Origin of the sequence: Klebsiella sp. JN_Kp127, from assembly GCF_040062505.1 — a bacterium.
Lineage (GTDB): Bacteria > Pseudomonadota > Gammaproteobacteria > Enterobacterales > Enterobacteriaceae > Klebsiella > Klebsiella quasipneumoniae.
Genome location: NZ_JBEAHS010000036.1, coordinates 82,678 through 102,280, shown reverse-complemented (window position 1 = coordinate 102,280; position 19,603 = coordinate 82,678). Strand labels below are relative to the sequence as shown.

The 19,603-nt window shown below is 58.8% G+C and carries 19 protein-coding genes and 1 pseudogene; 16 read left to right on the top strand and 4 right to left on the bottom strand.

Translation table 11 applies throughout. The features are described 5' to 3' along the window. Positions 1–4: 4 nt before the first annotated feature. The 9 genes from livH (at position 5) to ugpQ (ending at position 8,917) form a co-directional block, all read left to right on the top strand. Positions 5–931, top strand: a complete 927-nt coding sequence (gene livH, locus ABLV04_RS13450; protein WP_002920807.1) for a high-affinity branched-chain amino acid ABC transporter permease LivH — start codon at positions 5–7, stop codon at positions 929–931. Continuing rightward, the gene (livM, locus tag ABLV04_RS13445) at positions 928–2,205 is read left to right on the top strand and encodes a branched chain amino acid ABC transporter permease LivM (RefSeq protein WP_004202111.1); all 1,278 of its coding nucleotides are present in this window, start codon (positions 928–930) and stop codon (positions 2,203–2,205) included. The genes livH and livM overlap by 4 nt, the downstream gene beginning before the upstream one ends. Continuing rightward, complete coding sequence (gene livG / locus ABLV04_RS13440; RefSeq protein ID WP_023291227.1) at positions 2,202–2,969, top strand: high-affinity branched-chain amino acid ABC transporter ATP-binding protein LivG; 768 nt, start codon at positions 2,202–2,204, stop codon at positions 2,967–2,969. Before livM ends, livG begins: the two co-directional genes overlap by 4 nt. 1 nt (position 2,970) lies before the next feature. Then, the gene (livF, locus tag ABLV04_RS13435) at positions 2,971–3,684 is read left to right on the top strand and encodes a high-affinity branched-chain amino acid ABC transporter ATP-binding protein LivF (RefSeq protein ID WP_109232738.1); all 714 of its coding nucleotides are present in this window, start codon (positions 2,971–2,973) and stop codon (positions 3,682–3,684) included. Between the two features lie 271 nt (positions 3,685–3,955). Further along, a complete protein-coding gene (gene ugpB / locus ABLV04_RS13430) occupies positions 3,956–5,272 on the top strand; it encodes a sn-glycerol-3-phosphate ABC transporter substrate-binding protein UgpB (protein ID WP_032454248.1) in 1,317 nt (438 codons plus the stop codon). A gap of 106 nt (positions 5,273–5,378) precedes the next feature. Beyond that, positions 5,379–6,266 carry a sn-glycerol-3-phosphate ABC transporter permease UgpA gene (ugpA, locus tag ABLV04_RS13425; protein WP_032454247.1) on the top strand — a complete coding sequence of 296 codons (888 nt, stop codon included), beginning with the start codon at positions 5,379–5,381 and terminating at the stop codon, positions 6,264–6,266. Continuing rightward, positions 6,263–7,108, top strand: coding sequence for a sn-glycerol-3-phosphate ABC transporter permease UgpE (gene ugpE / locus ABLV04_RS13420; protein WP_008806976.1), 846 nt, complete (start codon positions 6,263–6,265; stop codon positions 7,106–7,108). The genes ugpA and ugpE overlap by 4 nt, the downstream gene beginning before the upstream one ends. 1 nt (position 7,109) lies before the next feature. Continuing rightward, a complete protein-coding gene (locus ABLV04_RS13415) occupies positions 7,110–8,180 on the top strand; it encodes a sn-glycerol-3-phosphate import ATP-binding protein UgpC (protein ID WP_023291224.1) in 1,071 nt (356 codons plus the stop codon). Then, a complete protein-coding gene (gene ugpQ, locus ABLV04_RS13410) occupies positions 8,177–8,917 on the top strand; it encodes a glycerophosphodiester phosphodiesterase (protein ID WP_110238273.1) in 741 nt (246 codons plus the stop codon). Before ABLV04_RS13415 ends, ugpQ begins: the two co-directional genes overlap by 4 nt. Positions 8,918–8,941: 24 nt before the next feature. On the opposite strand, the gene ABLV04_RS13405 is transcribed toward ugpQ, so the two are convergent. Continuing rightward, positions 8,942–9,262, bottom strand: a complete 321-nt coding sequence (locus ABLV04_RS13405; protein ID WP_023291222.1) for a DUF2756 family protein — start codon at positions 9,260–9,262, stop codon at positions 8,942–8,944. A 123-nt stretch (positions 9,263–9,385) separates the two neighbouring features. Here ABLV04_RS13405 and ggt point away from each other — a divergent pair, with 123 nt between their 5' ends. After that, positions 9,386–11,131, top strand: a complete 1,746-nt coding sequence (gene ggt, locus ABLV04_RS13400) for a gamma-glutamyltransferase (protein WP_023291221.1) — start codon at positions 9,386–9,388, stop codon at positions 11,129–11,131. Between the two features lie 89 nt (positions 11,132–11,220). Here the strand turns inward: ggt and yhhY are convergent, their stop codons facing one another. Next, positions 11,221–11,697 carry an N-acetyltransferase gene (gene yhhY, locus ABLV04_RS13395; RefSeq protein WP_072421083.1) on the bottom strand — a complete coding sequence of 159 codons (477 nt, stop codon included), beginning with the start codon at positions 11,695–11,697 and terminating at the stop codon, positions 11,221–11,223. 240 nt (positions 11,698–11,937) lie between these two features. Further along, the gene (locus tag ABLV04_RS13390; RefSeq protein ID WP_180266251.1) at positions 11,938–12,579 is read right to left on the bottom strand and encodes a polymer-forming cytoskeletal protein; all 642 of its coding nucleotides are present in this window, start codon (positions 12,577–12,579) and stop codon (positions 11,938–11,940) included. A gap of 264 nt (positions 12,580–12,843) precedes the next feature. Here ABLV04_RS13390 and ABLV04_RS13385 point away from each other — a divergent pair, with 264 nt between their 5' ends. From ABLV04_RS13385 to gntU, 5 genes are all read left to right on the top strand, one after another. Continuing rightward, entirely contained in the window at positions 12,844–13,881 is a 1,038-nt protein-coding gene (locus ABLV04_RS13385; RefSeq protein WP_180266252.1) for an oxidoreductase, read from the top strand. Positions 13,882–14,002: 121 nt separating this feature from the next. Next, positions 14,003–14,698: a pirin family protein gene (locus ABLV04_RS13380; RefSeq protein WP_117050331.1), complete on the top strand. Its 696-nt coding sequence runs from the start codon at positions 14,003–14,005 to the stop codon at positions 14,696–14,698. Positions 14,699–14,937: 239 nt separating this feature from the next. Then, positions 14,938–15,933, top strand: a complete 996-nt coding sequence (gntR, locus tag ABLV04_RS13375; RefSeq protein WP_049013518.1) for a gluconate operon transcriptional repressor GntR — start codon at positions 14,938–14,940, stop codon at positions 15,931–15,933. Between the two features lie 180 nt (positions 15,934–16,113). Further along, a complete protein-coding gene (gntK, locus tag ABLV04_RS13370; RefSeq protein ID WP_065812634.1) occupies positions 16,114–16,644 on the top strand; it encodes a gluconokinase in 531 nt (176 codons plus the stop codon). Further along, complete coding sequence (gntU, locus tag ABLV04_RS13365; protein WP_004202127.1) at positions 16,644–17,984, top strand: gluconate transporter; 1,341 nt, start codon at positions 16,644–16,646, stop codon at positions 17,982–17,984. The genes gntK and gntU overlap by 1 nt, the downstream gene beginning before the upstream one ends. Here the strand turns inward: gntU and ABLV04_RS13360 are convergent. After that, positions 17,981–18,342 (bottom strand): annotated as a pseudogene (locus ABLV04_RS13360) (hypothetical protein). The gene gntU and the pseudogene ABLV04_RS13360 overlap by 4 nt on opposite strands. Positions 18,343–18,445: 103 nt before the next feature. Here ABLV04_RS13360 and asd point away from each other — a divergent pair. Beyond that, positions 18,446–19,552: an aspartate-semialdehyde dehydrogenase gene (gene asd, locus ABLV04_RS13355; protein ID WP_023291215.1), complete on the top strand. Its 1,107-nt coding sequence runs from the start codon at positions 18,446–18,448 to the stop codon at positions 19,550–19,552. Positions 19,553–19,603 lie beyond the last annotated feature (51 nt).

The following is a 19,603-nucleotide window of genomic DNA, read 5'->3' as shown; positions in this document are numbered from 1 at the left end:
CCTTATGTCCGAGCAGTTTCTCTATTTTCTGCAGCAGATGTTTAACGGCGTCACGCTGGGCAGTACCTACGCGCTGATCGCCATCGGCTATACGATGGTGTACGGCATTATCGGCATGATCAACTTCGCCCATGGCGAGGTCTACATGATTGGCAGCTATGTCTCCTTCATGATCATCGCCGCGCTGATGATGATGGGTATCGACACCAGCTGGCTGCTGGTCGCCGCCGGCTTCGTGGGCGCCATTGTGATTGCCAGCGCCTACGGCTGGAGCATTGAGCGCGTGGCCTATCGGCCGGTGCGTAATTCCAAGCGTCTGATTGCGCTGATCTCCGCTATCGGGATGTCTATCTTCCTGCAGAACTACGTCAGCCTGACCCAGGGCTCCCGCGACGTGGCGCTGCCGAGCCTGTTTAACGGCCAGTGGGTCGTCGGCCACAGCGACAGCTTCTCCGCGACGATCACCACCATGCAGCTGGTGATCTGGGTGGTGACCTTTATCGCCATGCTGGCCCTGACGCTGTTCATTCGCTACTCGCGGATGGGGCGCGCCTGCCGCGCCTGTGCCGAAGACCTGAAAATGGCGAGCCTGCTCGGCATTAACACCGATCGCGTCATTGCCCTGACCTTTGTCATCGGCGCAGCGATGGCGGCGGTGGCGGGCGTGCTGCTGGGTCAGTTCTACGGCGTGATTAACCCCTACATCGGCTTTATGGCCGGGATGAAGGCCTTCACCGCCGCCGTGCTCGGCGGTATCGGCAGTATCCCCGGCGCGATGATCGGCGGCCTGATCCTGGGTATTGCCGAGGCGCTCTCTTCTGCCTATCTCAGCACCGAATATAAGGATGTGGTTTCCTTTGCGCTGCTGATTCTGGTGCTGTTAGTGATGCCGACCGGCATTCTGGGCCGCCCGGAGGTGGAAAAAGTATGAAACCGATGCAAATTGCAATGGCGCTGCTCTCTGCTGCGATGTTCTTCATTCTGGCGGGCGTCTTTATGGGCGTGCAGCTGGAGCTGAACGGCACCAAACTGGTGGTGGATACCGCCGCCGATATTCGCTGGCAGTGGATCTTCATCGGCACCGCGGTGGTCTTTTTCTTCCAGCTGCTGCGGCCGCTGTTCCAGAAAGCGGTTAAGAACGTCTCCGGGCCGAAGTTTATTATGCCGGCGATTGACGGCTCGACGGTGAAGCAGAAGTTGTTCCTGATAGCCCTGCTGGTGATTGCCGTGGCCTGGCCGTTTATGGTGTCGCGCGGTACGGTGGATATCGCCACCCTGACGATGATCTATATCATTCTCGGCCTTGGGCTGAACGTGGTGGTCGGCCTTTCCGGCCTGCTGGTCCTGGGCTACGGCGGGTTCTACGCCATCGGCGCGTATACCTTCGCGCTGCTGAACCACTATTACGGTCTCGGCTTCTGGACCTGTCTGCCGCTGGCCGGCCTGGTCTCCGCGGCGGCTGGCTTCCTGCTTGGCTTCCCGGTGCTGCGTCTGCGCGGCGACTACCTGGCGATCGTGACCTTAGGCTTCGGCGAGATCGTGCGTATTCTGCTGCTCAACAATACCGAAATCACCGGCGGGCCAAACGGCATCAGCCAGATCCCGAAACCGACCTTCTTTGGCCTCGAATTCAGCCGCAGCGCCCGCGAAGGCGGCTGGGATACCTTCAGCAACTTCTTCGGCGTCAAATACGATCCCTCCGACCGGGTCATTTTCCTCTATCTGGTGGCGCTGCTGCTGGTGGTGCTGAGCCTGTTCGTTATCAACCGCCTGCTGCGGATGCCGCTGGGGCGGGCGTGGGAAGCGCTGCGTGAAGATGAGATCGCCTGTCGTTCGCTGGGCCTGAGCCCGACGCGCATCAAGCTGACCGCCTTTACCATCAGCGCCGCGTTTGCCGGCTTCGCCGGGACGCTCTTCGCCGCGCGCCAGGGCTTCGTCAGCCCGGAATCCTTTACCTTCGCCGAGTCCGCCTTTGTACTGGCGATCGTCGTGCTGGGCGGGATGGGCTCGCAGTTTGCGGTGATCCTGGCGGCTATTCTGCTGGTGGTGTCGCGTGAGCTGATGCGTGACTTTAACGAATACAGCATGTTAATGCTCGGCGGCCTGATGGTGCTGATGATGATCTGGCGTCCGCAGGGGCTTCTGCCAATGACGCGCGTGCAGTTGAAGCTGAAAAACGGTCAGGCGAAAGGAGAGCAGGCATGAGTCAGCCATTATTATCCGTCAGCGGCCTGATGATGCGTTTCGGCGGTCTGCTGGCCGTCAACAATGTGTCGCTGGAGCTCAAAGAGCGCGAGATCGTCTCGCTGATCGGCCCCAACGGCGCCGGGAAGACCACCGTCTTTAACTGCCTGACCGGTTTTTACAAGCCCACCGGCGGCACCATTCTGCTGCGCGACCAGCATCTGGAAGGGCTGCCAGGCCAGCAGATTGCCCGGATGGGCGTGGTGCGGACCTTCCAGCACGTGCGCCTGTTCCGCGAAATGACGGTGATTGAAAACCTGCTGGTGGCGCAACATCAGCAGCTGAAAACCGGGCTCTTCTCCGGCCTGCTGAAAACGCCGGCCTTCCGTCGGGCGCAGAGCGAAGCGCTGGACCGCGCGGCCACCTGGCTTGAGCGTATCGGCCTGCTGGAGCACGCTAACCGGCAGGCCAGCAACCTGGCCTATGGCGACCAGCGCCGGCTGGAGATTGCCCGCTGCATGGTGACCCAGCCGGAAATTCTAATGCTCGATGAACCGGCGGCGGGGCTGAACCCGAAAGAGACCAAAGAGCTGGACGAGCTTATCGCCGAGCTGCGTAACCATCACAACACCACCATCCTGCTTATCGAACACGATATGAAGCTGGTGATGGGCATTTCCGATCGCATCTACGTCGTGAACCAGGGGACACCGCTGGCCAACGGGACGCCGGAAGAGATTCGTAATAACCCGGACGTGATCCGCGCATACCTTGGTGAGGCATAAGATGGAAAACGCGATGTTAACTTTTGACAACGTCAGCGCCCACTACGGCAAGATTCAGGCGCTGCACAACGTCAGCCTGCATATCAAACAGGGCGAGATCGTCACGCTTATCGGCGCCAACGGCGCGGGGAAAACCACCCTGCTCGGCACGCTGTGCGGCGATCCGCGCGCCTCCAGCGGGCGTATTGTCTTTGACGGTAAGGATATTACCGACTGGCAGACGGCGAAGATCATGCGCGAGGCGGTGGCGATCGTCCCGGAAGGGCGGCGCGTCTTTTCGCGAATGACGGTGGAAGAGAACCTGGCGATGGGCGGTTTTTTTGCCGACCGCGATCAGTTCCAGACCCGCATCAAATGGGTGTATGAGCTGTTTCCGCGTCTGCACGAGCGCCATATCCAGCGCGCCGGCACCATGTCCGGCGGCGAACAGCAGATGCTGGCCATCGGCCGCGCCCTGATGAGCCAGCCGCGTCTGCTGCTGCTGGATGAACCGTCGCTGGGGCTGGCGCCGATCATCATTCAGCAGATCTTCGATACCATCGAGCAGCTGCGCGAGCAGGGGATGACTATCTTCCTGGTTGAGCAGAACGCCAACCAGGCGCTGAAGCTGGCCGATCGCGGCTACGTGCTGGAGAACGGCCACGTGGTGCTGGAGGATACCGGCGACGCGCTGCTGGCCAACGAGGCGGTGCGCAGCGCCTATCTCGGCGGTTAATTCATCGCAACCCGGCGTCATTCACTTCGCCGGTTTGTAGCCCGGGTGAGGCGCTTGCGCCGACCCCGGGAGCCGATCGCACAACTATTATCCGTGTCTCAGCTCCCACTTTACTTCCCCCGTCCTTTCATCGGCTTGTCATCTCTCTGACCCGTTACTATCTTTTTTTTGTAATAAAAAAGTTATTTTTCTGTAATTCGAACATGTCATGTTACCCCGCGAGCATAAAACGCGTGAAATCGCGCATCCGGCACAACAAGAGAGATAAACGATGATATCGTTACGACATACAGCTTTAGGACTGGCGCTGAGCCTGGCTTTTGCCGGTCAGGCCCTGGCGGTTACCACCATCCCGTTCTGGCACTCAATGGAAGGCGAACTGGGTAAAGAAGTGGATTCTCTGGCGCAACGCTTTAACGCGGCCAATCCTGATTACAAAATCGTTCCGGTATACAAGGGCAACTATGAACAGAGCCTGAGCGCCGGTATCGCCGCCTTCCGTACCGGCAACGCGCCGGCGATCCTGCAGGTGTATGAAGTGGGTACCGCCACCATGATGGCGTCAAAAGCCATTAAGCCGGTCTACCAGGTGTTCAGCGAGGCGGGCATCACGTTTGATGAATCGCAATTTGTGCCGACGGTCGCCGGGTATTACACCGATTCGAAAACCGGCCATCTGCTCTCCCAGCCGTTTAACAGCTCCACGCCGGTGCTGTACTACAACAAAGACGCCTTCAAAAAAGCCGGCTTAGATCCGGAGCAGCCGCCGAAGACCTGGCAGGATCTGGCGGCCTACACCGCGAAGCTGAAAGCCGCCGGAATGAAGTGCGGCTACGCCAGCGGCTGGCAGGGCTGGATCCAGATTGAGAACTTCAGCGCCTGGCACGGTCTGCCGGTGGCGACGAAAAACAATGGCTTTGACGGCACCGACGCGGTTCTTGAGTTCAACAAGCCGGAGCAGGTGAAGCATATCGCGCTGCTCGAAGAGATGAACAAGAAGGGCGATTTCAGCTACTTCGGGCGTAAAGACGAGTCCACCGAAAAGTTCTATAACGGCGACTGCGCCATTACCACTGCCTCGTCCGGCTCGCTGGCCGATATCCGCCAGTACGCCAAATTTAACTACGGCGTCGGCATGATGCCCTACGATGCCGACGTGAAAGGCGCGCCGCAGAACGCCATCATCGGCGGGGCCAGCCTGTGGGTGATGCAGGGTAAAGACAAAGAGACCTACACCGGCGTGGCGAAGTTCCTCGACTTCCTGACCAAACCGGAAAATGCCGCCGAATGGCACCAGAAAACCGGCTATCTGCCGATCACCACCGCGGCCTACGATCTGACCCGCCAGCAGGGCTTCTATGATAAGAACCCGGGCGCCGATATCGCCACGCGCCAGATGCTGAACAAGCCGCCGTTGCCGTTCACCAAAGGCCTGCGTCTGGGCAACATGCCGCAAATCCGCACCATCGTCGATGAAGAGCTGGAGAGCGTGTGGACCGGCAAGAAAACCCCGCAACAGGCGCTGGATTCCGCCGTTCAGCGTGGGAATCAGCTGCTGCGCCGCTTCGAACAAGCGACCAAATCGTAATCTGTAACTTGCCCGGTGGCGCTGCGCTTACCGGGCCTACGATGTGCCTTATGTAGGCCGGGTAGGGCGTAGCCGCCACCCGGCATTGTTCAGGAAACCAATCTCAATGTCATCATCCCGTCCGGTATTCCGCTCGCGCTGGCTGCCCTATGTACTGGTCGCGCCGCAGCTGATTATCACGCTGATTTTCTTTATCTGGCCCGCGGGCGAAGCGCTGTGGTATTCGCTGCAGAGCGTCGATCCGTTTGGCCTGTCCAGCCAGTTTGTCGGCCTGGATAACTTCGTGGCGCTGTTCCATGACCCGTACTATCTGGACTCGTTCTGGACCACTATCAAATTCAGCGCCCTGGTGACCGTCAGCGGCCTGCTTATTTCGCTCTTTTTCGCTGCGCTGGTCGACTACGTGGTACGCGGCAGCCGCTTCTATCAGACCCTGATGCTGCTGCCGTATGCCGTGGCTCCCGCGGTGGCGGCGGTGCTGTGGATCTTCCTCTTTAACCCCGGGCGCGGGCTGATCACCCATTTCCTCGGCGAGCTGGGCTACGACTGGAACCACGCGCAGAACAGCGGCCAGGCGATGTTCCTGGTGGTCTTCGCCTCGGTATGGAAGCAGATAAGCTACAACTTCCTGTTTTTCTTCGCCGCGCTGCAGTCGATCCCGCGTTCGCTGGTTGAGGCTGCCGCTATCGACGGCGCCGGGCCAATCCGCCGCTTCTTCAGGCTGGCGCTGCCGCTGATTGCGCCGGTGAGTTTCTTCCTGCTGGTGGTCAACCTGGTTTACGCCTTCTTCGACACCTTCCCGGTGATCGATGCCGCCACCGCCGGCGGCCCGGTGCAGGCGACTACCACCCTGATTTACAAAATCTATCGCGAAGGTTTCGCCGGGCTCGATCTTTCCGCTTCCGCCGCGCAGTCGGTGGTGCTGATGTTCCTCGTCATTATCCTGACGGTGGTGCAGTTCCGTTACGTTGAAAGTAAGGTGCGTTACCAATGATTGAGAACCGTCGCGGGCTGACGATTTTCAGCCACACCATGCTGATTCTGGGCATCGCCGTCATTTTATTCCCGCTGTACGTCGCCTTCGTGGCGGCGACGCTGGATAACCAATCGGTGTTCGAAACGCCGATGACGCTGATCCCCGGCGGACATCTGCTGGAGAACATGAAGACCATCTGGGTGAACGGCGTTGGCGTCAACAGCGCGCCGTTCTGGCTGATGATGCTCAACAGCTTCATCATGGCGTTCGCCATTACCGTGGGCAAAATCGTCGTGTCGATGCTGTCGGCGTTCGCCATCGTCTGGTTCCGCTTTCCGCTGCGTAACCTGTTCTTCTGGATGATTTTTATCACGCTAATGCTGCCGGTCGAGGTGCGTATTTTCCCGACGGTGGAAGTGATCGCCAATCTCAACATGCTCGACAGCTACGCCGGGCTTACGCTGCCGCTAATGGCCTCGGCCACCGCCACCTTCCTGTTCCGCCAGTTCTTTATGACCCTGCCGGACGAGCTGATTGAAGCAGCGCGTATCGATGGCGCTTCGCCGATGCGCTTCTTTCGCGACATCGTGCTGCCGCTGTCGAAAACCAACCTCGCGGCGCTGTTCGTCATCACTTTTATCTACGGCTGGAACCAGTATCTGTGGCCGTTGCTGATTATTCAGGATGTGAATCTTGGCACCGCCGTCGCCGGCATCAAAGGCATGATCGCCACCGGCGAAGGCACTACCCAGTGGAATCAGGTGATGGCGGCGATGCTGCTGACCCTGATCCCGCCGGTTGTCATCGTTTTAGCCATGCAGCGCGCATTTGTGCGTGGCCTGGTCGATAGTGAGAAATAAAATGGCTGGTTTAAAACTACAGGCAGTAAGCAAAAGCTGGGATGGCAAAACCCAGGTGATTCAACCGCTGACGCTGGACGTGGCGGACGGGGAATTTATCGTCATGGTCGGCCCGTCGGGCTGCGGGAAATCAACGCTGCTGCGGATGGTCGCCGGACTGGAGCGGGTGACCAGCGGCGATATCTGGATCGACCGCAAGCGGGTCACCGAGATGGAGCCGAAGGATCGCGGCATCGCCATGGTGTTCCAGAACTATGCCCTTTATCCGCATATGAGCGTGGAAGAGAACATGGCGTGGGGGCTGAAGATCCGCGGCATGGGTAAGGGATTGATCGCCGAGCGGGTGCAGGAGGCGGCGCGTATTCTTGAGCTGGACGGCCTGCTCAAGCGCCGTCCGCGCGAGCTCTCCGGCGGCCAGCGCCAGCGCGTGGCGATGGGCCGCGCCATCGTGCGTGACCCGGCGGTATTCCTCTTCGACGAACCGTTGTCAAACCTCGACGCCAAGCTGCGCGTGCAGATGCGTCTTGAGCTGCAGCAGCTGCATCGCCGCCTGAAAACCACCTCGCTGTACGTTACCCATGATCAGGTGGAGGCGATGACCCTCGCTCAGCGGGTGATGGTGATGAATAAAGGCGTTGCCGAGCAGATCGGCACCCCGGTGGAAGTGTATGAGAAGCCGGCCAGCCGCTTTGTGGCGAGCTTTATCGGCAGCCCGGCCATGAACCTGCTGGAAGGGCGCATCAGCGATGACGGCGGTCGCTTTGAGCTGGCGGGCGGCATCCAGCTGCCGACGAATCATGAGCACCGGCGCCACGCCGGGCGTAAAATGACCCTCGGTATCCGCCCGGAGCATTTTATCTTAAGCTCGCAGGCGCAAGGCGGCATTCCGCTGCTGATGGACTCCCTGGAAATTTTAGGCGCCGATAACCTTGCCCACGGGCGCTGGGGCGAACAGAAGCTGGTGGTCAGACTGCCGCACCAGCAGCGCCCGGCGGCAGGCAGCACGCTATGGCTGCATCTGCCTTTGGAACATCTGCACCTCTTTGATGGTGAAACAGGACAACGCGCATGAGTAACTGGCCTTATCCCCGTATCGTCGCCCATCGCGGCGGCGGTAAACTGGCGCCGGAGAACACCCTGGCGGCTATCGACGTCGGCGCTCGCTACGGGCACACGATGATTGAATTTGACGCCAAGCTGTCAAAGGACGGGCAGATCTTTCTGCTGCATGACGATAATCTCGAACGCACCAGCAACGGCTGGGGCGTGGCGGGGGAGCTGCCATGGGACGATCTGCTGAAGGTGGATGCCGGTAGCTGGTTCAGCCGTGAATTTAAGGGCGAGCCGCTGCCACTGCTCTCCCAGGTGGCGGAGCGCTGCCGCCGTCACGGCATGATGGCGAATATCGAAATTAAACCGACCACCGGCCTTGGGCCGCAGACCGGCAACGTGGTGGCCCTGGCGGCGCGGGAGCTGTGGGCGGGAATGGCCGCGCCGCTGCTGTCGTCGTTTGAAATCGATGCCCTGGAAGCGGCGCAGGAAGCCGCCCCCGAGCTACCGCGTGGGCTGCTGCTGGATGAGTGGCGTGAGGACTGGCGGGAGTTGACCACCCGGCTGGGCTGCGTCTCCATTCACCTTAACCACAAGCTGCTGGACGCCGGGCGGGTGGCAAGCCTGAAACAGGCCGGCCTGCATATCCTGGTGTATACCGTTAACAAACCCCAGCGCGCCGCCGAGCTGCTGCGCTGGGGCGTAGACTGCATCTGCACCGATGCCATTGACGTCATCGGGCCCCATTTCCAGCCTTAATAACCGCTGCGCGGCGGCTGGCCTTTACGGGTTGGTCTGCCGCAGCATCCCTCCGTTGTTGTTCGGCAGCACCTGCTGCGGCGGATTGAGATTCCCGCCCTGCGCCGCGCGCTGCTGATTGGTCTGCAGCTGGTTTTGCAGATGCTGCTGCTGGGAGCGAGTCTGATTGTTCAGATTCTGCTTCAGCATGCTCTGTTGCTGCTGTTGCTGCACCTTCATCTCATTTTGCATGCGCTGCTGGCTGGGGACCACGTAACCCGGCTGGTTGGGGTTGTTATCAATATTGATTGGCTGGGCTAAAACGCCGAGCGGCATCAGCGCCGCCAGAAATAACATCGCTTTCATGGTTTTCTCCTCCCGTGCGTGGGATCACTTAAGTGTACCTCGAATCCGCCATAACAATGATTTTTTAGGAGTTATCAACCAGGCTTAAGCGGGGAATGAAACCTACCTATCAGGAGTAAGACAATGATAAAAACAACAATCTGGCGTCAGGTGGTCATCGCTGCGTTGCTGGCGGGCGGTAGTTTTACCGTCGCCGCCAGTCCACCGCCGCCGCCGCCGGTCTCTTATGGCGTAGAGGAGGATGTATTCCACCCGGTGCGCGCCCGGCAGGGCATGGTGGCCTCGGTGGATGCGCTGGCCACCCGCGTCGGGGTGGATATTCTGCGCCAGGGCGGCAACGCCGTCGATGCGGCGGTGGCGGTTGGCTACGCGCTGGCGGTCACTCATCCGCAGGCGGGGAATATCGGCGGCGGCGGTTTTATGATGCTGCGGACGAAAGACGGCAAGACTACGGCGATCGATTTCCGCGAAATGGCGCCAGAGCAGGCCACCCGCGACATGTTCCTCGACGACCAGGGTAACCCGGACAGTAAAAAATCGCTCACCTCGCATCTGGCCTCCGGTACGCCAGGCAGCGTGGCGGGCTTCTCTCTTGCCCTGGAAAAATACGGCACCATGCCGCTGAACAAAGTGATCCGCCCGGCAATCAAGCTGGCGGAAGAGGGCTTTATTGTTAACGATGCGCTGGCGGACGATCTGAAGACCTACGGCAGCGAAGTGATCCCGCAGCACGAAAACAGTAAAGCGATCTTCTGGAAGAACGGCGAGCCGCTGAAGAAGGGCGACCGGCTGGTACAGAAGAACCTGGGGAAAAGCCTCGAGCTGATTGCCGAGCACGGTCCGGATGCCTTCTATAAAGGCGCTATTGCCGACCAGATCGCGGACGAGATGAAAAAGCACGGCGGGCTTATCACCAAAGCCGACCTCGCTAACTATAAGGCCGTGGAGCGCACGCCGATTAGTGGCGAATATCGCGGGTATGAGATCTACTCTATGCCGCCGCCCTCCTCCGGCGGGATCCACATCGTGCAGATCCTCAATATCCTCGAAAATTTCGATCTGCAGAAATATGGCTTTGGCAGCGCCGACGCTATGCAGGTGATGGCGGAGGCGGAGAAACACGCCTATGCCGACCGCTCTGAATATCTCGGCGACCCTGACTTCGTCAAAGTGCCGTGGCAGGCGCTGACCAGCAAAGCCTACGCCAAAGCGATTGCCGCCGAGATCGACGTCAATAAGGCGAAGCCTTCCAGCCAGATCCGCCCGGGCAAGCTGGCGCCCTATGAAAGCAACCAGACCACCCACTTCTCGGTGGTCGATAAAGACGGCAATGCGGTGGCGGTGACCTATACGTTGAATACCACCTTCGGCACCGGCATTGTGGCGGGGGACTCCGGCATTCTGCTGAATAACCAGATGGATGATTTCTCGGCGAAGCCCGGCGTACCTAACGTCTATGGCCTGGTGGGCGGCGACGCCAATGCGGTGGAGCCGAAAAAACGCCCGCTGTCGTCGATGTCGCCGACCATTGTGGTGAAAGACGGCAAAACCTGGCTGGTGACCGGCAGCCCGGGCGGCAGCCGGATCATCACCACTGTGCTGCAGATGGTGGTCAATACCATCGATTTCGGGATGAACGTCGCAGAAGCCACCAACGCCCCGCGCTTCCATCATCAATGGTTGCCGGATGAGCTGCGGGTGGAGAAAGGCTTTAGTCCGGATACCCTGAAGCTCCTGGAGGCGAAAGGGCAGAAAGTGGCGCTGAAAGAGGCGATGGGCAGCACTCAGAGCATTATGGTGGGGCCGGACGGGATGCTGTATGGCGCCTCCGACCCGCGTTCGCCGGATGATTTAACGGCGGGGTATTGATATGTTGCCCGGTGGCGCTGCTGCGCTTACCGGGCCAACCACTGCACGAACGTAGGTCGGGTAAGGCGAAGCCGCCACCCGGCAACATGCTACTTCATTCTCGCCATATAATATGCATCCACATATTCACCGTTGCGCAGCGCGTAACGCTTGCCGGTGCCTTCGATCTCAAATCCGTGTTTTTTGTATACCGCAATCGCCGGCTTGTTATCGGCGAACACCGTCAACTCAATGCGGTCAATGCGCAGCCAGTTATCGCACAGGTCGATCATCTCGCGCATCAGCGCGCTGCCGATACCGCGCCCCTGATGGCCGGCGGCAACCGCCATGCCAAAGGTCGCCACGTGGCTGCGACGAGGGCGCGGTTCGACATGGAGCGACAGATGCCCGGTAACCCGATCGTCCAGCGTCGCCACCAGATGGAAGGTATGAGGTTTGGGCTGTAGCTTCTCCTGCCAGGCTTCCATGGCGGGGTAAGGGATCTGTAGCGTGTCATGATAGACCTCCGGGTGCGCCATCAGCATACGTAAAGGTTCAGCATCGCGCGGTTCGGCATGGCGTATCACTATGTCACTCATTCCCTTGTCCTCTTTTTGGTGGTTGATTCTCCTTCACCATCTCTGACGGCAGCCGGGGAGTCAATGCCGTTTTTTGCAAAAAAAAGATAGACAAGTGCGAATGAGAATGATTATTATTGTCCTGCATTCAGGAAGACCCTTGCGGAAAGCCTGAAAGCACGACATTGCTCACATTGCTTCCAGTATTACTTTAGCCAGCCGGGTGCTGGCTTTTTTTTTGCTGCAACCTCAGGCGCTTTGCGGCCTGGCGGACATCACGCCGTCTTCCGCAACCAGGCCGATGAGATGACTTTTGCTTTCCGCCGCGGCCAGCACCTCGGCGCTGCCGGTGAACTGGCCGCCCTTTTTAATCGCCAGCGAGCGATAGGCGAGGGTGCCATCCAGATTGCCGTGCTCCTCAATGGTGATGCTGTCGCCGCGGCACTGGCCCTGAACCTTGCCATCAATAATCAGCTCACGGCAGCTGATGTTGCCCTCGACCTGACCTTCACGCATCACCTTAATCAGATGTTCTTTCGCCTCAATGTTGCCGGTAAGCTGACCGTGGATATAGACATGGCCGCTGGCGACAATATTGCCGACTAAATGCACCCCGCTGGCGATGACTGTAGTCTCTTGTTTTTTGCTGGCGACCGCCTGGGATTCTGGGTTGTTTGCCGGAGGCGTGGCCACTTCTGACGTCTGAGGTTCCGTTTTATTTTTCTTAATAAACATCGCGTTAATTTTGTTCCGTTGGCTATGGAGGAGAAAGGCGACCAGTGCGCAGGCGGCCGCCAGGCGCGCCGGCACGATCGCATCGACAGACCAGGCGATCAGCGCGAGAAGCCAGAAAAAAAGGGCGCCGTTTAAGGCGAGATACTGTTTGTCCATCCGTAGCGGCTGGCTACTCCGTTAGTCATCAGCAACGTCCTGGTTTGCCCTCCACTTATCCGCAGTTTCGCCATTGAGATCAAGATATTTAACCGAAAAATGTCGATTTAATCTGTTGTTAATCAATGAGTTATTAATAATTACGTATGGATGGTACGAGACCTATTTTTTTGACGAATCTTCACGGAAAACGGACTGAGAGGATGAAGTCATGTCCCGGCTTGCGCTATGGTTGAAGGTAGCTCATTAACTAAGGACAGCGTTATGACTCTGCACTGCGCATTTATTGGCTTCGGCAAAAGCACCACCCGCTACCATCTTCCTTACGTGTTACACCGCCAGGACCGCTGGCAGGTGGCGCACATCTATCGCCGTCGGGCGAAGCCCGAGGAGCAGGCGCCGCAGTATTCCCACATCCATTTCACCAGCGATCTCGATGAAGTATTAAACGACCCGCAGGTCAGGCTGGTGGTGGTCTGCACCCATGCCGACAGCCATTTTGACTATGCGAAAAAGGCGCTGGAGGCGGGGAAAAACGTGCTGGTGGAAAAGCCGTTCACCCCGACGCTGGAGGAAGCCAAGGCCCTGTTTGCGCTGGCGAACAGCAAAGGCCTGACGGTGACGCCCTACCAGAACCGCCGCTTCGACTCCTGCTTCCTGACCACTAAAAAGGTGATTGAGAGCGGCAAACTTGGCGAACTGGTGGAGATCGAAAGCCATTTTGACAACTACCGTCCGCTGGCGGAGACCAACCCCGGCGGCCCGCAAAACGGCGAGTTCTATGGCCTTGGTGTGCATACCCTGGACCAGATTATTTCGCTGTTCGGCCGCCCGGACCATGTCGCTTACGATCTGCGCTCGCTGCGCAACAAAGCTAACCCGGATGATACCTTTGAGGCCCAGCTGTTCTACGGCGATCTGAAGGCCATCGTTAAGACCAGCCACCTGGTGCAGATCGACTACCCGAAATTCATCGTCCACGGCCATAAAGGCTCGTTTGTGAAATATGGTATCGACCAGCAGGAGACCAGCCTGAAAGCCAATATCATGCCGGGCGAGCCGGGCTTTGGCGCGGACGACAGCGTCGGCGAGCTGGTGTATGTCAACGAGGCAGGGGAGACGGTGCGCGAAGCGGTCCCGCTGGAGAGCGGCGACTATGGCCGGGTCTACGACGCGCTGTACGACACCCTCGTCAACGGCCAGCCAAATTACGTCAAGGAATCTGACGTTCTTACCAATATGGAGATCCTGCAGCGCGGCTTTGAGCAGCCCTCACCGGCCACCATTACTCTGGTGAAATAAGCCTAAGCGGCTCCTCTGCGCTTGTTCATATTTTTTGAACAGAGGAGTCAATTTTCACCCTCTATGATCGTCGGCGAAATGGGTCCACACTGACTCCATCGAAAACATATGGGGGTGCAACATGATCTACTTACGCAAAGCGAACGAACGTGGCCACGCTAACCATGGCTGGCTGGATTCCTGGCATACTTTCTCTTTCGCCAACTACTACGACCCGAACTTTATGGGCTTCTCCGCCCTGCGGGTGATTAACGACGACGTCATCGACGCCGGTCAGGGCTTCGGTACCCACCCGCATAAAGATATGGAGATCCTGACCTATGTGCTGGAAGGGGCGGTGGAGCACCAGGACAGCATGGGCAACAAAGAGCAGGTGCCGGCGGGCGAGTTCCAGATCATGAGCGCGGGTACCGGGGTGCGTCACTCTGAGTACAACCCGAGCAAAACCGATCGTCTGCGTCTGTACCAGATCTGGATTATTCCGGAAGAAACCGGCATTACCCCGCGCTACGAGCAGCGCCGCTTCGACGCCGCCCAGGGCAAACAGCTGGTGCTGTCGCCGGATGCACGGGATGGCTCGCTGAAGGTCTATCAGGATATGGAGCTGTATCGCTGGGCGCTGCTGAAAGATGAGCAGTCGGTTCACCAGATTGCCGCGGAACGTCACGTCTGGATCCAGGTCGTCAAAGGCGAAGTGACCATCAACGGTACCAAAGCCACTACCAGCGATGGTTTGGCTATCTGGGACGAGCAGGCGATTTCGGTTCATGCCGACAGCGATAGCGAAATCCTGCTGTTCGATCTGCCGCCGGTTTGATCGTTATCTGAGGTCGTCTATACCCAAAATAATTTGAGTTGCAGAAAGGCGGCGACGCAGAGAATCCCCAGGAGCTTACTTAAGTAAGTGACTGGGGGTGAGTGAGGAAAGCCAACGCGCATGCAACTCGAAGTATGATGGGTATAAATAAATTGCGTAGCCTTCCCTCATGTTAGGGAAGGTTGCGCTTTGTCCGTGATAAACTGAGAAAATGTTCCCCGTTGATCACAGTCAGGACGATGAAAAAGAAAAGACCCGTACTTCAGGATGTAGCCGATCTTGTCGGCGTGACCAAAATGACGGTCAGTCGCTATTTACGCAACCCGGAGCAGGTCTCCGAAGCGCTGCGTGGCAAGATTGCCGTTGCCCTCGATGAACTGGGTTATATTCCCAATCGCGCCCCTGACATTCTCTCCAACGCCACCAGCCGCGCCATTGGCGTGCTGCTGCCATCGTTAACCAACCAGGTGTTCTCGGAAGTGCTGCGCGGGATTGAAAGCGTCACTGACGCCTTCGGCTATCAAACCATGCTGGCGCACTACGGCTACAAGCCGGAAATGGAAGAGAAACGCCTCGAATCGATGCTCTCCTGGAACATTGACGGCCTGATCCTCACCGAACGTACCCATACGCCCCGCACCCTGAAGATGATTGAAGTCGCCGGCATTCCGGTGGTGGAGCTAATGGACAGCCAGTCACCGTGCCTCGATATCGCGGTCGGTTTCGATAACTTCGAAGCGGCGCGGCAGATGACGGCGGCGATTATCGCCCGCGGCCACCGCCACGTTGCTTATCTCGGCGCGCGTCTTGATGAACGTACTATCATCAAACAGAAGGGGTACGAGCAGGCGATGCTCGAAGCGGGCATGACGCCCTACAGCGTGATGGTGGAGCAGTCCTCGTCCTATTCATCCGGGATTGAGCTGATGCGCCAGGCGCGCCGCGAATACCCGCAGCTTGACGGCATCTTTTGCACCAACGATGACCTCGCGGTCGGCGCGGCCTTTGAGTGCCAGCGCCTGGGGCTGAAGATCCCGGACGACATGGCGATAGCCGGTTTCCACGGCCACGATATCGGCCAGGTGATGGAGCCGCGGCTGGCCAGCGTCCTGACCCCGCGCGAGCGGATGGGGCGCATTGGCGCCGAACGTCTGCTGGCGCGCATTCGTGGCGAAGCGATTACCCCTAAGATGTTAGATTTAGGTTTCACATTGTCACCGGGCGGATCAATTTAAACTGACAAGTTTGAAGTAGATCACACATATTCACATCTGGCACGAATGGATATTGCTTCTCCACAGGTCCGGCATGACAATGTTACCGATAACAGTTACCCGTAACAATTAACCGATACGCCGCCTTCGCGCTCAATGAGTCAGCCCCGGCGCGGCGTACCTGTCCGGTGGGAGGATGCTTTGAGCACGACTAATCATGATCACCACGTCTACGTTCTGATGGGCGTTTCCGGCAGCGGGAAATCCGCTGTCGCCAGCGAAGTGGCGCATCAGCTGCATGCCGCGTTTCTCGACGGCGACTTTCTGCATCCGCGCAGCAATATCACCAAGATGGCCTCCGGTGAGCCGCTCAACGATGACGACCGTACCCCGTGGCTGCAGGCGCTAAATGACGCCGCGTTTGCCATGCAGCGTACCAATAAGGTGTCGCTGATCGTCTGTTCGGCGCTGAAGAAGAGCTATCGCGACATTCTGCGCAAGGGCAACCCGAACCTCTCCTTCATCTACCTGAAAGGCGGCTTCGAGGTGATCGAAAACCGTCTGAAGGCGCGTAAAGGGCACTTCTTCAAAACCCAAATGTTGGTGACGCAGTTTGAAACGCTGCAGGAACCAGGCGCCGACGAGAGCGATGTGCTTATCGTCGATATCGACCAGCCGCTGGAAGGCGTGGTGGCCAGCACCATTGAGGTGATCAACAAAGGCAGTCACTAGTGAGTACTTTAACGCTTGTTTTAACAGCAGTCGGCTCGGTATTGCTGCTGCTGTTTTTAGTCATGAAGGCGCGGATGCACGCCTTCGTGGCTTTGATGGTGGTTTCTATTGGCGCAGGTCTCTTCTCCGGCATGCCGTTGGATAAAATCGCGGCGACGATGGAGAAGGGGATGGGCGGTACGCTGGGCTTCCTGGCGATCGTCGTCGCGCTGGGCGCGATGTTCGGGAAGATCCTGCATGAAACGGGGGCGGTCGATCAGATTGCCGTCAAGATGCTCAAATCCTTCGGCCACAATCGCGCGCACTATGCGATTGGTCTCGCCGGCCTCATCTGCGCGCTGCCGCTGTTTTTTGAAGTGGCGATCGTGCTACTGATCAGCGTCGCCTTCTCGATGGCGCGCCATACCGGCACTAACCTCGTGAAGCTGGTGATCCCGCTGTTTGCCGGGGTGGCCGCCGCCGCGGCGTTCCTGCTGCCGGGACCGGCGCCGATGCTGCTGGCGTCGCAAATGCACGCCGACTTTGGCTGGATGATCCTGATTGGCCTGTGCGCGGCCATTCCGGGAATGATTATCGCCGGGCCGCTGTGGGGCAACTTCATCAGCCGCTACGTTGAGCTGCATATTCCTGACGACGTGACGGAGCCGCATCTCGGCGAAGGCAAAATGCCCTCCTTCGGCTTCAGCCTGTCGCTGATCCTGCTGCCGCTGGTGCTGGTAGGCCTGAAAACCATCGCCGCGCGCTTTGTGCCGGTGGGGTCGACCGCTTACGAATGGTTTGAATTTATCGGTCACCCATTCACCGCGATCCTGGTAGCCTGCCTGGTGGCAATCTACGGCCTGGCGGTACGTCAGGGGATGGCGAAAGACCGGGTGATGGAGATCTGCGGTCATGCGCTGCAGCCGGCGGGCATTATCCTGCTGGTGATCGGGGCAGGCGGCGTCTTCAAGCAGGTGCTGGTTGACTCCGGCGTCGGCCCGGCGCTGGGTGAAGCGCTGACCGGCATGGGGCTGCCGATCGCCATTACCTGCTTCGTGCTGGCGGCGGCGGTGCGTATCATCCAGGGCTCCGCCACCGTGGCGTGCCTGACGGCGGTCGGCCTGGTGATGCCGGTGATTGAGCAGCTGAACTACAGCGGCGCGCAGATGGCGGCCTTGTCTATCTGTATCGCCGGCGGCTCGATTGTCGTGAGCCATGTGAACGACGCCGGCTTCTGGCTGTTCGGTAAATTTACCGGCGCCACCGAAGCCCAGACGCTGAAAACCTGGACGATGATGGAAACCATCCTCGGCACCACCGGGGCGATTGTCGGCATGATTGCCTTCCAGCTGCTGAGCTAAGTCTGTTCGCCACCCGCTCGCGGGTGGCCAAAAGCCAGGGTAACGCCGTTTACCCTGGCTTCCCGGCGATAAGCCGCGCTTTTTCCCTCTTTTCTCTTCCCGCTCCTCGCCCTTATTAGCGCTACGACGATGCTCGTATCCTTCGGCAAGCCTTGCTGCACCTGGGTTTGTTGCCTCTTTTTGGCAAGGGGAAAATCAGCGGATTTCGCGCTTAATCCATAATCAGGATCAATAAAATCGCGACGGAAAATGTTCCATTCCCTGGGTGATTTCCCCGATAATCATTGCGCTTTGACGACGACCAGCGACGGTGGACAATGTGCAGGATAAGTTGCTTTTCTGATTGTTCAGCAATCATTGATTAATTTCACTTGCGACTTTAGCTGCATTTTGTAAGGTGAGGGATAATCCAGTTGGAAACTGGTCAGGCACAAACAGCACACACCTCGCAGGAATACGTTATGAAAAATGTTGGTTTTATCGGCTGGCGCGGAATGGTCGGCTCTGTTCTCATGCAACGCATGGTTGAAGAGCGCGATTTCGACGCCATTCGCCCGGTGTTCTTCTCTACCTCCCAGCTGGGACAGCCAGCGCCGTCTTTCGGCGGTAGCACCGGTGGCACGCTCCAGGATGCGTTCGATCTGGACGCGCTGAAGGCACTGGACATTATTGTCACGTGCCAGGGCGGCGATTACACCAACGAGATTTACCCGAAGCTGCGCGAAAGCGGCTGGCAGGGTTACTGGATTGACGCCGCCTCTTCGCTGCGCATGAAGGACGATGCGATCATTATCCTCGACCCGGTTAACCAGGACGTGATCACCGCCGGCCTGAACAACGGCGTAAAAACCTTTGTCGGCGGCAACTGTACCGTCAGCCTGATGCTGATGTCCCTCGGCGGCCTGTTTGCCCAGGATCTGGTGGAGTGGGTCAGCGTGGCGACATACCAGGCGGCTTCCGGCGGCGGCGCGCGTCATATGCGCGAACTGCTGAGCCAGATGGGCCAGCTGCACAACCACGTCGCGGCAGAGCTGGCGGACCCGGCTTCCGCCATTCTGGATATCGAGCGCAAAGTGACGTCGCTGACCCGCAGCGGCGAGCTGCCGGTGGATAACTTCGGCGTACCGCTGGCGGGCAGCCTGATCCCGTGGATCGACAAACAGCTGGATAACGGCCAGAGCCGCGAAGAGTGGAAAGGCCAGGCGGAGACCAACAAGATCCTCGCCACCTCGTCCGTTATCCCGGTAGACGGCCTGTGCGTCCGCGTTGGCGCGCTGCGCTGCCACAGCCAGGCGTTCACCATCAAGCTGAAAAAAGATGTCTCTATCCCGACCGTTGAGGAGCTGCTGGCCGCGCACAACCCGTGGGCCAAAGTGGTACCGAACGATCGCGACATTACTATGCGCGAGCTGACCCCAGCCGCGGTGACTGGCACCCTGACCACCCCGGTAGGTCGCCTGCGTAAACTGAATATGGGGCCGGAGTATCTGTCGGCCTTTACCGTTGGCGACCAGCTGCTGTGGGGCGCCGCGGAGCCGCTGCGCCGGATGCTTCGCCAGCTGGCGTAAGCGCAGGATAAACAGAAAGGGGGTCTTCGAGCCCCCTTTTTTTTTGCGTAA

Bases quoted from the DNA above. Each gene is read 5' to 3' on its own strand.
- livH (WP_002920807.1), top strand. From the start codon at position 5: ATGTCCGAGCAGTTTCTCTATTTTCTGCAGCAGATGTTTAACGGCGTC.
- livM (WP_004202111.1), top strand. From the start codon at position 928: ATGAAACCGATGCAAATTGCAATGGCGCTGCTCTCTGCTGCGATGTTC.
- livG (WP_023291227.1), top strand. From the start codon at position 2,202: ATGAGTCAGCCATTATTATCCGTCAGCGGCCTGATGATGCGTTTCGGC.
- livF (WP_109232738.1), top strand. From the start codon at position 2,971: ATGGAAAACGCGATGTTAACTTTTGACAACGTCAGCGCCCACTACGGC.
- ugpB (WP_032454248.1), top strand. From the start codon at position 3,956: ATGATATCGTTACGACATACAGCTTTAGGACTGGCGCTGAGCCTGGCT.
- ugpA (WP_032454247.1), top strand. From the start codon at position 5,379: ATGTCATCATCCCGTCCGGTATTCCGCTCGCGCTGGCTGCCCTATGTA.
- ugpE (WP_008806976.1), top strand. From the start codon at position 6,263: ATGATTGAGAACCGTCGCGGGCTGACGATTTTCAGCCACACCATGCTG.
- ABLV04_RS13415 (WP_023291224.1), top strand. From the start codon at position 7,110: ATGGCTGGTTTAAAACTACAGGCAGTAAGCAAAAGCTGGGATGGCAAA.
- ugpQ (WP_110238273.1), top strand. From the start codon at position 8,177: ATGAGTAACTGGCCTTATCCCCGTATCGTCGCCCATCGCGGCGGCGGT.
- ABLV04_RS13405 (WP_023291222.1), bottom strand. From the start codon at position 9,262: ATGAAAGCGATGTTATTTCTGGCGGCGCTGATGCCGCTCGGCGTTTTA.
- ggt (WP_023291221.1), top strand. From the start codon at position 9,386: ATGATAAAAACAACAATCTGGCGTCAGGTGGTCATCGCTGCGTTGCTG.
- ABLV04_RS13390 (WP_180266251.1), bottom strand. From the start codon at position 12,579: ATGGACAAACAGTATCTCGCCTTAAACGGCGCCCTTTTTTTCTGGCTT.
- ABLV04_RS13385 (WP_180266252.1), top strand. From the start codon at position 12,844: ATGACTCTGCACTGCGCATTTATTGGCTTCGGCAAAAGCACCACCCGC.
- ABLV04_RS13380 (WP_117050331.1), top strand. From the start codon at position 14,003: ATGATCTACTTACGCAAAGCGAACGAACGTGGCCACGCTAACCATGGC.
- gntR (WP_049013518.1), top strand. From the start codon at position 14,938: ATGAAAAAGAAAAGACCCGTACTTCAGGATGTAGCCGATCTTGTCGGC.
- asd (WP_023291215.1), top strand. From the start codon at position 18,446: ATGAAAAATGTTGGTTTTATCGGCTGGCGCGGAATGGTCGGCTCTGTT.